This is a genomic window from Porphyromonas uenonis 60-3 (assembly GCF_000174775.1).
GTDB classification, from domain to species: domain Bacteria; phylum Bacteroidota; class Bacteroidia; order Bacteroidales; family Porphyromonadaceae; genus Porphyromonas; species Porphyromonas uenonis_A.
The window spans coordinates 1-12807 of record NZ_ACLR01000224.1 but is presented as its reverse complement, the minus strand read 5'-3'; the positions used below and the strand labels follow the sequence as shown (position 1 = coordinate 12807).

The window sequence follows — 12807 nt, the reverse complement described above, 5'->3', positions numbered from 1 at the left end:
GCGTGCGTCCCTACAAGTCGTTACTCGTTATTTATATGTGTAAGTCTTACTTCTCGAACTCAATGTCGATGTCGAAGGACTCATGCCACGGCAGTCCCTGACGAGCCACCTCCTCGAGGAAGGGATCTGGATCAAACTGCTCAACGTTGAAGACACCAGCGCCTCCCCATATGCCCTTGGCGAGCATCAGTGCGCCTGTCGTAGCGGGGACACCCGTCGTGTAGCTGACACCCTGCGTGCCCGTCTCACGGTAGGCTGCTTGGTGAGAGCAGTTGTTCCATATATAATAGGTACGCTCCTTGCCGTCCTTGACGCCACGGATGCGGCAGCCGATAGAGGTTTCGCCCGTATAGTTCTCGCCCAGCTCCTGAGGATTAGGCAGGACAGCCTTGAGGAATTGGATCGGCACGATCTCCTGTCCATTGTAGTTGATCGGCTCGATGCTTGCCATACCAATGTTTTGGATCACCTCGAGGTACTTGAGATACTCCTCCCCGAAGGTCATCCAGAAGCGCGCCCGACGTATCGTGGGGAAGTGCTTGACGAGCGACTCCAGCTCCTCGTGGTAGAGCAGATAAGACTCGCGTACGCCGATACCTGGGTAGTGTAGCGGACGATGTATCTCCTGAGGCTCCGTCTCGATCCACTCGCCCTCGTGGTAGTACTTACCCTTTTGGGTGATCTCACGGATATTGATCTCTGGGTTGAAGTTGGTTGCAAACGCCTTGTGGTGGTCGCCGCCGTTGCAGTCCACGATGTCAAGGTAGTGCATCTCGTCAAAGTGATGCTTAGCCGCATAAGCGGTGAAGATACTGGTCACGCCTGGGTCAAAGCCACACCCTAGGACAGCCGTCAGGCCAGCTTCCTTAAAGCGGTCGTGATACGCCCACTGCCAACTGTACTGATACTTAGCTTCGTCTAGGGGCTCGTAGTTTGCCGTGTCAAGGTAGTTGACGCCCGCCTTGAGACACGCCTCCATGATGGTCAAGTCTTGGTAGGGGAGCGCTACGTTGATACAGATGTCTGGGCGGAAGCTCTCGAATAGTCGTACCAGTTGCTCCACATCGTCAGCATCCACCTGAGCGGTCTGGATCTTGACGTTCTTTATCTGTGCTGCGATGGCGTCACACTTAGACTTAGTGCGGCTCGCCAGCATAATATCGGTAAAGGTCTCAGCATTCTGAGCCACTTTGTGAGCTACTACGGTGCCTACGCCACCAGCTCCGATGATGATCACTCTTGTCATAGAGGTTGTATAGTTAAAAGCGTTAGAGATTCATGAGGTTTGCGGTAGCTACGCCAGCATCCTTTGCGGCTGCTCGAGCGTCGTTGCTACTTTGCCCTGCCAAAGATACGAAAAAGAAGTTAGAGATTAGAGGTTAGCTAGCCCTCCCCTCCTGAGGAAATCGGAAATATCCAGTGAGAAAACGAAAATTCTCCACGGAGCCGGGAAATAAAAGTTCGGAAGAATGAAATGAAACTTCGGAAGAAGCAAATCAAAGTTCGGAAGAATTTTTTTATCCCTCCGTGGAGGATTTCCATTTTCTACCGAGATATTTTCGATTTCCTCGGAGGTGTGGGCTGAGTGGCAGTGATCGGCTGTCAACGGCTGGCGGGCGACTAGATGAAAATATCGGAGTTGTCGGAGCTATCTGGGCCATCTGAGTGATCGGATCTCTTACCTCTAAAGTCTAACTTCTAACCTCTAATTTCTAACCTCTAATCTCTAACATCTCACCTCTCAAGTCCAGCTTCCCCTTTGTCGTGGGGAGAGTTTTTATTATCTTTGTGGTATAATCAGTAGATAGGAATCATATATGAAGTTTACCGTCAATAGCAACGAGCTCTCCACGCTCTTGCAAAATGTAGGACGCCTTGTCCCTGCGAGCAATGTCTCTATGCCAGCGCTGGCTAACTACCTCTTTGAGGTGACTCCCGAGCGGATCTCCGTGACGGGTGGGGATACGATGATGCGCTCGACTGGTGTGATCGCTCCGCTAGAGTGTGATGGCGATATGCACTTCCTGATAGCTCCCACACCTCTACTAGACTATATCAAGTCGCTGCCCGTACAGCCGCTGACGCTGGAGATGCAGACGACTGAGGAGGGGGCGAGATTTATCCACTTGATCCACTCGACGGGATACCTCGATATACCCATCGGAGACGCTGAGCTCTATGTCTCTCGTGAGTCTCCCGAGGATAGCGAGGGGGCTGCGATGATGAGTATGAATAGCTCTAGCCTCCTCTCTGGTATATCGGCCGTGCTACCAGCGGCTTACCCTGATACGTCGCGCGAACAGCTACATGGCGTGCACTTTGTCATGCTCTCGGATCGTCTAGAGCTCTGTGCGACGGACAATGTACAGCTCGTACGCTACATAGACTACGATGCTCGGATCGTCGAGAAGGAGGGCGAGGTGGCACAAGCTTCGCTCAGGGATCCAAGCTTCACGCTCCCGATCAAGGTCTCTAGCTTCCTTCAGTCTATCCTGCCAAACTTTGCCAATGAGGAGGCGCTAGTCATCTTCAATAATAAGCAGGTTGAGGTACGCTTCGGCACTTACAATGTGGTTTCGCAGGTGAGTGTGCTGGACTTCCCCAATTACAACGGGCTGCTCCCCGACGCGATGACCTACATGATCGAGATAGACGGCCAAGTCCTCCAGCGCGCTACGACTCGTGTCAACTATCTGAGCAATATCGTGGGGCTGGGCGCTGACTCGAGCTTGCTCTGTATCACTTTTGAGGAGCATGCGATGGTGATGAAGGGGGGCTTCTACGCACAGGGCGCGAATACGCCTGGAGTTGATGTCGAGGAGCGTATACCGGTGGACTATCCTGAGCAGATGGAAGGAATGCAGATCACCTTTAAGACGAATACCTTCATCAAGTTCCTCAAGGCGTTCAACGCTGAGAGCCTACAGCTACACATTACCAATGCTACGCAGCCGATTATGATCACACCGACTAAGGTGGCTGACCAGACGGATCTGAGAGGTATCACGGCTCCTGTACGTATCTAAGGATTAGGCTATGAAGTTACAACTGGAACGTCCGCTAGTTTTCTTTGACATAGAGGCTACGGGACTGGATATTACGAATGATCGCATCATTGAGTTGACCATTCTGAAGCTGATGCCCGATGGCGAGCGGATCGTACGGACGCGACGCTTCAACCCTGAGATGCCTATCCCAGCCGAGAGCACGGCGATACATGGTATCACGGACGACGATGTGCGTGACTGCCCTCCCTTTAGAGCTTGTGCCAAGAGCTTAGCGGAGCTGATCGACGGGTGCGACCTAGCGGGCTACAACTCGCAGCGCTTTGACCTGCCGATGCTTGGGGAGGAGTTTCTCCGTGCTGGCGTGGAGGTGGACCTACTCGCTATGCAGCACATAGACGTGCAGACGATCTTTCACAAGATGGAGCCACGTACCCTTGAGGGGGCTGTACGCTTCTACTGTCATCGTGAGCATATCGGAGCGCACGGTGCAGAGGCGGACACGATCGCTACGCTCGATGTGCTGATGGCGCAACTGGATAAGTATGGCGATGAGCTCCCACACAGTGTCAAGGAGCTGTCTGACCTGACCACTTACCATCGCAACGTGGACCTCTCGGGACGCATCGTCCTAGACGACAACGACGTGCCAGTCTTTAACTTTGGCAAGCACAAGGGACGCTCCGTCGAAGAGGTCTTTCGCCAAGAGCCAGGCTACCTGAGCTGGCTCATGCAGGCGGACTTCTCGCGAGACACGAAGCGTCAGTTCCTCCTGATCAAGGAGCGGATGAAGCCTTAGAACGAGTCATCACGCTACACGAGAGATAGCCATGCGCTTACAGAATAAGCATATAGTCGTAGGGATCACGGGCGGGATAGCTGCCTACAAGAGCGCCTCGCTCGTACGCCTGCTGGTCAAGGAGGGTGCCGAGGTGCAGGTGGTTATGACGCCTGCGGCTAAGGAGTTCATCACGCCGCTGACGCTCGCCACGCTCTCACAGCATGCGGTGGTCTCAGACTTCTTCGATCGCCGTGACGGCTCGTGGCATAGTCACGTGACGCTGGGCACGTGGGCTGATCTGATGATCATAGCGCCGGCTACGGCTAGCACGATCGGCAAGATGGCTCACGGCATTGCCGACAATATCCTCGTGACCACTTACCTAGCGATGCGTGCGCCGGTGCTGATCGCACCAGCGATGGATCTAGATATGTGGTCTCACCCGACGACCGCCCGCAATCTGGAGATACTGGCGCAGGACGGTGTGGCGCAAGCGTTGCCCGCTGAGGGCTTTCTCGCGAGTGGTCTGACAGGTCGTGGACGTATGCAGGAGCCGGAGGAGATCTTAGAGCAGGCGGTCGCAATGCTCACCGCTAAAGCGGAGAAACTACCCTTAGCGGGGGAGTGCGTCACCATCACGGCGGGGCCTACTTACGAGCCGATCGACGATGTACGCTTCATTGGCAACCATTCGTCGGGACTGATGGGCATCTCACTGGCGGAAGCTTTTGCGCAGCAGGGCGCTGAGGTGCATTTGGTCTTGGGACCAACGCATCTACGGCCGACCAACCCGCACATTGTCGTACACTCCGTGATGACTGCCGAGGAGATGCTGGCGGTGGCTGAGGAGACCTTCGGGCGTAGCTCGGTAGCGGTCTTTGCAGCAGCGGTGGCTGACTACCGACCCGAGGAACGTGTCCAGGGAAAGATCAAGAAGGAGCGTCGTGGCGGTGAGCAGATGCAGCTCACGCTGATGCAAAATCCCGACATCGCAGCGACCCTTGGGGCGAAGCGTCGTGCGGGACAGTACTTAGTTGGCTTCGCTCTAGAGACTTCTGTGGACACTTCGGCAGCCGAAGGCAAGCTGTGTAGCAAGCATCTCGACGCGATCGTGCTTAACTCGACGAGCGATGCGGGAGCGGGCTTTGGAGTCTCGACGAATAAGGTGCTAATCCTGGACAAAGCGGGCGCTCGTTGCGACTTACCTCTGGAGAGTAAGGCGGTTGTGGCGAAGCAGATCGTGGACTTCGTCTTAAAGCATCGCACGCAGCTCGTTTAGTCTTATGAACTTCCACCAGATGAAGCGTCTACTCCTCGCCCTTGTGGCACTACTTCTGTGGCTTCCTCAGCAAAGTCTGGCGCAAGAGCTGAATGCTCGCGTCACGGTCAATGCAGATCGCCTCGGCTCCTCCGCCGATCAGGCGATCGTGTCCGACTTAACCCAGCAATTGACCGACATGATCAACCAAACGCGCTGGACGAATGCCACCTTTTCACCCGTAGAGCGAATCGAATGCGCCTGGGGTCTGAACCTTTTGACCGCTTCGGACGACGGACTCTACACGGCCGAGCTGAGCATCTCCGCACAGCGCCCCGTCTACGGTGCCTCCTATACGACTCCTCTGGTGGTACATCTGGACCGTGAGCTCAACTTTCAGTACGCTCCCTACCAGCAGCTGGTCTATTCTCCGACACAGATTGACAATAACCTCGTGGCGACGGTCGCTTTCTACGCTTATCTCATCTTAGCCTTGGACTTTGACTCCTTTGCGCCACTAGGAGGCGACTACGCCGCACGGCAGATGCAGCAACTAGTGGCGACAGCTCAGCAGATGATGGACTGGTCGGGCTGGAAAGCTTACGCCAGCGACAACAATCGCTACGCTATCAGCCAAGCTTACAACGATCCAGCGCACCAATCGTGGCGAAACTATTGGTATCAGTACCATCGCCAGGGACTAGACCTCCTTACGAGCAACGTGCGGCGTGGATATACCAATATACTTGACCAACTCTCCCTCCTCGAGGAGACCTGGCAGGCGAATAGCCTGTCGCCGCTCCTACAGATCTTCGCACAGACCAAGCTAGACGAGCTACCTCTTCTGGTAGAAGGCGCTTCGCAGGAGAGCCGTACGGCAGCTTATAAGACACTCTCCAAGATCTTCCCGACAGAAGGGAGCAAGCTCTCAGCCTTAAAGAAGTAATCCGCCACATGCTGCACAGCTTATACATACGGGACTACATACTCATCAAGGAGCTCACCTGCACCTTCCCCACGGGACTCATAGCGGTCACCGGCGAAACGGGAGCGGGCAAGAGTATCTTCGTCTCAGCCCTGCAACTACTAGCGGGAGGTCGTGCCGACATGTCGACCATTCGTCAGGGTTGTGTGAAAGCCGTCATCGAAGGCGAGTTCACTCAGCTCAGTCCTCAGGTCATCGAATGGATGCAAGCGCAGGAGCTAGAGGTCGAGGAGAGCTGTCTCGTACGACGTGAGATACGACAGACGGGACGTAGTCGCATCTTTGTCAACGACACCCCCGTAACCCTCGCTCAGCTGGAGGAGCTAGGCGCACTCCTCCTGGACGTTCACTCGCAGCATCGCAATCTCTTGCTCCGTGAGGGCGCTTATCAGATCGCGCTCATCGACTCGCAGCTAGGCGCCGAGGCCGATCTCGTCGAGGCTTACCATCGATCCTACCAGCGCTACCACGACAACGCCATACGACTTAAGAAGCTTCGCACAGAGGCTCAGCAAGCCGAGGCAGAGTACGAGATCAACAGCCGAGCCTACGAAGAGATCTCAGCGCTCAAGCTCGAGCAGTACTCCCTCACCGACCTCACCGACGAGGCCGAGCGACTCACCCACACGCAGGAGATCCAGGAAGGTCTGCAGAGTATCCTTGCGCTCCTCAACAGGCCTCACAGTATCGTCGATCAGCTCACCACGGCGCAGGAGCAGATGGAGCAGACCGCCACTTACCTCCCCGAGCTCAGCAACTATACCGAGCGCATGCGGAGCCTCGTCATCGAGCTAGACGACATCGAGAGCGACCTGAGCCGTCTGCAGGGCGAGGTCGCTTACAATCCTTCACGCCTAGAGGAAATCAACACCATCCTAGGCGGGATCAATGCTTTGCTCAAAAAGCATAACCTCTTATCCCCCGAAGAACTCATCGAGTACAGCCAAGAGCTGGGTGCTAAGCTCGCTCACACCGCTCAGTACGAGCAAGAGTTAGCTACACTACGCACCGAAGTCCTTCAGCAGCGCACCGAAGTGCTCACCCTAGGCAAGCAACTTCACGAGGCACGCGCCAAGGCTGCTAAGTCCATCGCACGGAGCGTCACCGAGACGCTCTGCCAGCTGGAGATGCCACACGCACGCTTTGACATAGCCCTGCAGCTCCTCGACAAGCCGACCGAGCGAGGTGTGGACCAGGTCGACTTCCTCCTCTCAGCCAACAGCGACCAGCCACTCCGCCCCGTCACCGACATCGCTTCGGGCGGTGAGATAGCCCGACTGATGCTAGCGCTCAAAGCGTTGCGCAGTCAAGCCACCACAAGCTCCGCCGAGCTAGCCAGCTCGCCCGCCATCGTTTTTGACGAGATCGACACCGGCACCTCTGGCATCGCCGCCTCCCGCATAGGCGACATGCTCCACACGATGGGCGAGCGCCAGCAGATCTTCGTCATCACCCACCTTCCGCAGATCGCCTCGGCAGCCACCCAGCATATACTCATTTATAAAGAGGAGACCCGCGGCGAGACCCACTCGCACCTCCGCCTCCTCACCCCCGAAGAGCGCATCAGCGAGATAGCGCGCCTCCAGAGTGGCGACCAGATCACACCCGAGGCCATCGCTGCCGCACACACATTACTCACAGCTCATGATTAAGCAAAAACTCATCTACGGCATCCACGCTCTCACCGAGAGCCTCGCCTCCCATAGCGACATAGACAAAATCTATATGAAAAAAGGAGCCGCCACGGGCGAACTCCTAGAGATCAAACGCACCGCACGTGCCCAGGGCATACCCGTCATGGAGGTCCCCGCCGAGCGTCTCAACCGCTTCACACGAGGTGCCCACCAAGGGGTCGTGGCGCTCATCTCGCCGATCACTTATACCCGTCTAGAGTCGCTCATACCGATGCTTTATGACGAGGGGCAGATGCCTTTCATCGTACTGCTCGACGGAGTCACCGACGTGCGCAACTTCGGCGCCATCGCTCGTACCTGCGAGTGCGCTGGCGTCCACGCTATCGTCATCCCCGAGCGCGACAGCGTCTCCGTCACGGCCGATGCGGTCAATGCTTCCGCTGGAGCACTCATGCGCATCCCCGTTTGCCGTGAGCGTGACCTCGTGACCGCTTGTCGCTTCCTCCGCGATAGCGGTCTGCAGCTCGTCGGAGCCGATGTGGATGCCACGACAAACTACACCTCCCTCCCGATGACGCCACCCCTCGGCATCGTCATGGGTTCGGAGCAAAAAGGCATCTCCACGGGCGTCCTCAAGCAGCTCACCGACCGCGTCTCCATACCGCAGCTGGGACAGATCTCCTCGCTCAACGTATCGGTCGCCACCGGCATCATGCTCTACGAAGTTGTCCGTCAGCAAGGCGCAACACTATAAAAGTTCACAATACAATCAGAAGTATACTATGAAAAAAGTAATCTCCACTCCCAATGCTCCTGCAGCTATTGGTCCTTACAGCCAGGCAATAGCCTTCGGCGACATGCTCATCACCTCTGGTCAGCTCGGGCTCGATCCCCAGTCTGGCGCTTTCGTCTCGGAGGATGTCTCAGCACAGACGGAGCAAGTCTTTCGCAATCTCAAGGCTATCCTCGACGAGGCTGGCTTTACCTTCGATCAGGTCGTCAAGACCACCTGCTTCCTCGCCGACATGGGCGACTTTGCAGCGATGAATGCAGTCTATGAGAAGCACTTCTCAGGCGCCTTCCCCGCACGCTCAGCCGTAGCTGTCAAGACCCTTCCCAAGGGCGGACTCGTCGAGATCGAAGTGATCGCACACAAGTAGAGACTGTTGCAAAAGTCTCAAGTAGTAGACCCCAAGTGAATAATAGCAAAACAGCACCTTGACCGCAGTCAGGGTGCTGTTTTGATTTAGTAAGTAGCGAGAGAGGGTCACGATCCCTCGACCTCCGGATTATGAATCCGACGCTCTAACCAGCTGAGCTACCTCGCCATCCACAGAGGGGTTCCCCCCTTAGATGGTGCAAAGGTACACAATATTCCCGAACAAACCAACGCTCCCGCGAAAAAACTCCTCAATTTCGTCGCTCAGACTCCTTCAAAACTTCCTCGACTTTTCTGACTCAATGCAAATTCCTCCCGAGGAAATCACCGATCTCCACGGAGCAAACGAAAATTCCCCACGGAGGGCCGAAATAAAAGTTCGGAAGAATGAAATGAAACTTCGGAAGAAGCAAATCAAACTTCCGATAAAATTTTTTATGCCTCCGTGAAGGATTTCCATTTTCCACCGAGGCAATTTCTATTTCCTCGGAGGTGTGGTGCCAGGGTCCTCGGAGTGCGTCAAAGTGCCTCGGACGAATAACGACTTGTCTAGACGCACGGGACGAGTAACGGTTGTAGGGACGCACGGTCGTGCGTCCGTTCCCGTTAAAACGGGACGTGTAACCCACTGTCGTTAATACAACGGACACCGTAACCTTTGACACAACGGACGCACAGATCGTGCGTCCCTACACGGGGCTACACGTATCGTTTTTGACACAACGGACGCACGACCGTGCGTCCCTACACCCGTTACTCGTCTCGTGCGTCCCCTCATTGGACTATTCGCCCGATAGCTCCGATCCCTATCCCCTCTAACCTCTAACTTCTAACCTCTAATTTCCCCTCTCTTGCACAACTCAAAATAAAGGTATAACTTTGCGCAAAAGGTTACGGCTCAGGGTGTCTCGCCACACGTTCGTGGTGCGCCGCCATCCGCATCGTAACCGCGTAGCGTCCGTATGAGTACGACAGCGTATAGCATTGACAGGTGCCAAGGCACCTATGATTATAGTAGCGGTACGACCTATTATTATAGTACCACGAGGTCTCCCCACGACCGCCTCACCACACGCCCGTGTAGCGAGGTCGTCGCCTTGCACCCTGACCTTTCGCACGCTCGCACGCACGCTTCAAAGCCTCCCTGTCGTTACATCTCACTGATGGACAGCATGTTTACCCCCCCCCCCCCTCCCGAAAACGCGCGCAGAAGCCCCCTCTAGGCGACTACACAGGGGTAACTAATAATCACCCATATCACACGATCCGCAGGCTGACACCATCCGCGTCCGCCCCGTTTGTCGTCTCTTTACGCGCTTGTGCCACGCTACGCCCAGCACAAGCCCCCTCGTCGTATCTCCATACGACCCTACCTGCAAATACGAATCAATTCACTCTTAATACAAATCGCTTATGAACAATAATTGCAAGTCGCTCACCATTCAAAAATGGTCTAACGCAACATCTAACAACCAATGCTGGGAAAAGGTTTTGGCAGTAAAGATCCCCCAGACCTACAACCCAACAAACTTCTCCTCCAACAGTTTCTATGAGCAAGTTGCTGGTGATTGGAAGCTTAGTGCTGCCGAAATAAAGGATGTACACTATGTACTCATAGTACATCAAAAGGTCATCCTAGAGATCTACGAGGTCGCTCACTGGACGCAGAAGATGTCTGACAAGAGGTGGGTATTCCGAGGTCAACCTGTCCTAAGGGCTATCCCTCAGAAAGAGTATCCTGGACACCCATTTGCTTCACTAATTGGGCAGAACATAGATATGGAAGATAGCTGCACTATTCAGTACTTCGCCATCTCATCTCCAGAAGATAGTGCGAAGTAACAACTTCTATAAAGGTCTACACTTTCTGCGGGACTACTCTCAGTCCTGCAGGAGGGTAGCTCTTCCCTAAGACGCATCTAATGAGACGAGTAACCCTGTGTAGGGACGCACGATCTGTGCGTCCGTTGTATCAAAGCGATACGTCGCCGTGTAGGAACGCTCGGTCTGAGCGTCCGTTGTAGAACGAAAGTTACAGCATCGTGGCCTTGACGGGGACGGACGCACAGATCGTGCGTCCCTACAGGGTGCAGTAACGGACGCTGTAGCTCTAGCCAAGAGCCAACAGCTAAAAGCCAAGAGCCAACGGATACAACGGACGCCCTCCGGCTTGACACTTACGAGCGTCCCTACAGTGTTCGTCCCGCTTGCCCCATCGTTCCGTGCGACCTTACAACGGGTTACTCGTAACATCTATAGACTCCAAAACTATCCACTAACTACTAATCACTATCAACCACACTATGAGCAAACAACTACGCATCTGGCTCTTCATTCTCCTCGGCTCGTTGCTCGTGAGTAGCTCCCTCCTCGCCGAAGGCGTCATCACCATGACCACCTCCCGAACTGTCGGAGCGAAAATCTTTCTAAAAATCGAGGCAAATGGCAATTTCACCATTGAGGGTGTGAAAATAGTATACTACGCAGATGGGGGCTTTGATTATATCCTCACCAGTCAGAAGGTCACTATTCGAGGCGATGTGACGAAGCTTAACTGCGAGAGTACTAGATCAAAGGGTAATTCTCTGACCAGCTTGGACGTCTCGGGCTGCCCCTCCTTGACAGAGCTTAACTGCCTATACAATTATCTGACCAGCTTGAACGTATCGGGCTGTACCGCCTTGACAAAGCTTAACTGCAGTGTCAGTAGACTGACCAGCTTGAACGTCTCGGGCTGTACTGCCTTGACAAAGCTTGACTGCAGTGGCAATCGACTGACCAGCTTGAACGTCACTGGCTGTACCGCCTTGACATCGCTTGATTGCGCATGGAATCAACTGACCAGCTTGGATGTCTCGGACTGTACCGCCTTGACAGATCTTAGATGCTCATGGAATCAACTGACCAGCTTGGACGTATCGGATTGTACTTCCTTGAAATGGCTTGAATGCAAGACGAATCAACGGATCAGCTTGAAGGCTTCGGGCTGTACCGCCTTGACAGAGCTTGACTGCAACGAGTGGAATCTGAAAAGCTTGGATGTTTCCGGCTGTACTTCCTTGACAAAGCTTTACTGCTTCAGCAATCAACTGACCAGTTTGAATGCCTCGGGCTGTACCGCCTTGACAACGCTTGGCTGCCCCAACAATCAACTGACCAGTTTGGACGTTTCGGGCTGTACTGCCTTAACAAAGCTTGACTGCCACAACAATCAATTGACCAACTTGGATGTATCGGGCTGTATCTTCTTGACCTATCTTGAGTGCTCCAGCAATAATTTGGCCACTTTGGACGTTACTGGCTGTTACTCCCTGGAATCTCTTTCCTGCGAGAAGAATCAACTAACCAGCTTGAACATATTGGACTGTCCCTCCTTATGGTCGCTTCGGTGTAGCAACAACCAACTAAGCTACTTAGACCTCTCAAAGAACACTGGCTTGGAGGTCCTTTATTGTGTGGACAATCAACTAACCAGCTTGAATCTGTCAGGCTACACTTCTTTGACAGAACTTTGGTGCGAAGGGGATCAACTGACCAGTTTAGACGTTTCAGGCTGTACCGCCTTAACAAAGCTTGCATGCAATGGTAATCAGCTCAGTTTGAACGCCTCGGGCTGCACCGCCTTAACAAAGCTTAATTGCGACTACAGTCAGCTGACCAGCTTGGATGTGTCTGACTGTACTGCCTTGAAAGAGCTTTACTGCCGGGAGAGCCAACTGACCAGCTTAAACGCTTCGGGCTGTACTGCCTTGAAAGAGCTTTACTGCGGGGAGAGCCAACTGACCAGCTTGGACGCCTCAGGCTGTACCGCCTTGACAAAGCTTTACTGTGGGCGCAACCCACTAACCAATATCAATCTTTCGGGATGCCAATCGCTGAAGGAATTCTCGTGGACTGGAGGCAAACTGACTAGCTTAAACGTCTTGGGCTGTACCGCCTTGACTACGCTTAATTGCGGGAGTAATCAGCTGACCAGCTTGAATGT

At 54.3% G+C, this 12807-nt stretch carries 10 protein-coding genes and 1 tRNA gene; 9 read left to right on the top strand and 2 right to left on the bottom strand.

Features of this window, described 5'->3' with window-relative positions:
- Nucleotides 1-46 precede the first annotated feature (46 nt).
- A complete protein-coding gene (locus tag PORUE0001_RS08950; RefSeq protein ID WP_007366117.1) occupies nt 47-1246 on the bottom strand; it encodes a saccharopine dehydrogenase family protein in 1200 nt (399 codons plus the stop codon).
- Between the two features lie 571 nt (nt 1247-1817).
- On the opposite strand from PORUE0001_RS08950, the gene PORUE0001_RS08945 reads away from it, so the two are divergent.
- The 7 genes from PORUE0001_RS08945 to PORUE0001_RS08915 are packed head-to-tail and all read left to right on the top strand — an operon-like array spanning nt 1818 to nt 8823.
- Nucleotides 1818-3026 (top strand): DNA polymerase III subunit beta, encoded by a 1209-nt coding sequence (locus PORUE0001_RS08945; protein WP_007366124.1) that lies wholly within the window; start codon nt 1818-1820, stop codon nt 3024-3026.
- Between the two features lie 10 nt (nt 3027-3036).
- Complete coding sequence (locus PORUE0001_RS08940) at nt 3037-3804, top strand: 3'-5' exonuclease (RefSeq protein WP_007366119.1); 768 nt, start codon at nt 3037-3039, stop codon at nt 3802-3804.
- A gap of 31 nt (nt 3805-3835) precedes the next feature.
- The gene (gene coaBC / locus PORUE0001_RS08935) at nt 3836-5065 is read left to right on the top strand and encodes a bifunctional phosphopantothenoylcysteine decarboxylase/phosphopantothenate--cysteine ligase CoaBC (protein WP_007366120.1); all 1230 of its coding nucleotides are present in this window, start codon (nt 3836-3838) and stop codon (nt 5063-5065) included.
- Nucleotides 5066-5069: 4 nt separating this feature from the next.
- Entirely contained in the window at nt 5070-5990 is a 921-nt protein-coding gene (locus PORUE0001_RS08930) for a DUF4835 family protein (protein WP_007366118.1), read from the top strand.
- 8 nt (nt 5991-5998) lie between these two features.
- Nucleotides 5999-7681: a DNA repair protein RecN gene (locus tag PORUE0001_RS08925; RefSeq protein ID WP_007366123.1), complete on the top strand. Its 1683-nt coding sequence runs from the start codon at nt 5999-6001 to the stop codon at nt 7679-7681.
- On the top strand, nt 7674-8417 hold the full coding sequence (gene rlmB, locus PORUE0001_RS08920) for a 23S rRNA (guanosine(2251)-2'-O)-methyltransferase RlmB (protein ID WP_007366126.1): 744 nt from the start codon (nt 7674-7676) through the stop codon (nt 8415-8417). Before PORUE0001_RS08925 ends, rlmB begins: the two co-directional genes overlap by 8 nt.
- Nucleotides 8418-8445: 28 nt before the next feature.
- Nucleotides 8446-8823 (top strand): RidA family protein, encoded by a 378-nt coding sequence (locus PORUE0001_RS08915; protein WP_007366122.1) that lies wholly within the window; start codon nt 8446-8448, stop codon nt 8821-8823.
- 94 nt (nt 8824-8917) lie between these two features.
- Here the strand turns inward: PORUE0001_RS08915 and PORUE0001_RS08910 are convergent.
- Nucleotides 8918-8991: transfer RNA gene (locus PORUE0001_RS08910), tRNA-Met, on the bottom strand.
- A gap of 1322 nt (nt 8992-10313) precedes the next feature.
- On the opposite strand from PORUE0001_RS08910, the gene PORUE0001_RS08900 reads away from it, so the two are divergent.
- Entirely contained in the window at nt 10314-10664 is a 351-nt protein-coding gene (locus tag PORUE0001_RS08900; RefSeq protein WP_007366121.1) for a hypothetical protein, read from the top strand.
- A 461-nt stretch (nt 10665-11125) separates the two neighbouring features.
- The coding region (locus PORUE0001_RS08895) for a leucine-rich repeat domain-containing protein (RefSeq protein ID WP_007366125.1) at nt 11126-12807 on the top strand (1682 nt) is incomplete at its 3' end.

Coding starts and splice junctions, on each gene's coding strand:
- PORUE0001_RS08950 (WP_007366117.1), bottom strand. CDS start 1,246: ATGACAAGAGTGATCATCATCGGAGCTGGTGGCGTAGGCACCGTAGTA.
- PORUE0001_RS08945 (WP_007366124.1), top strand. CDS start 1,818: ATGAAGTTTACCGTCAATAGCAACGAGCTCTCCACGCTCTTGCAAAAT.
- PORUE0001_RS08940 (WP_007366119.1), top strand. CDS start 3,037: ATGAAGTTACAACTGGAACGTCCGCTAGTTTTCTTTGACATAGAGGCT.
- coaBC (WP_007366120.1), top strand. CDS start 3,836: ATGCGCTTACAGAATAAGCATATAGTCGTAGGGATCACGGGCGGGATA.
- PORUE0001_RS08930 (WP_007366118.1), top strand. CDS start 5,070: ATGAACTTCCACCAGATGAAGCGTCTACTCCTCGCCCTTGTGGCACTA.
- PORUE0001_RS08925 (WP_007366123.1), top strand. CDS start 5,999: ATGCTGCACAGCTTATACATACGGGACTACATACTCATCAAGGAGCTC.
- rlmB (WP_007366126.1), top strand. CDS start 7,674: ATGATTAAGCAAAAACTCATCTACGGCATCCACGCTCTCACCGAGAGC.
- PORUE0001_RS08915 (WP_007366122.1), top strand. CDS start 8,446: ATGAAAAAAGTAATCTCCACTCCCAATGCTCCTGCAGCTATTGGTCCT.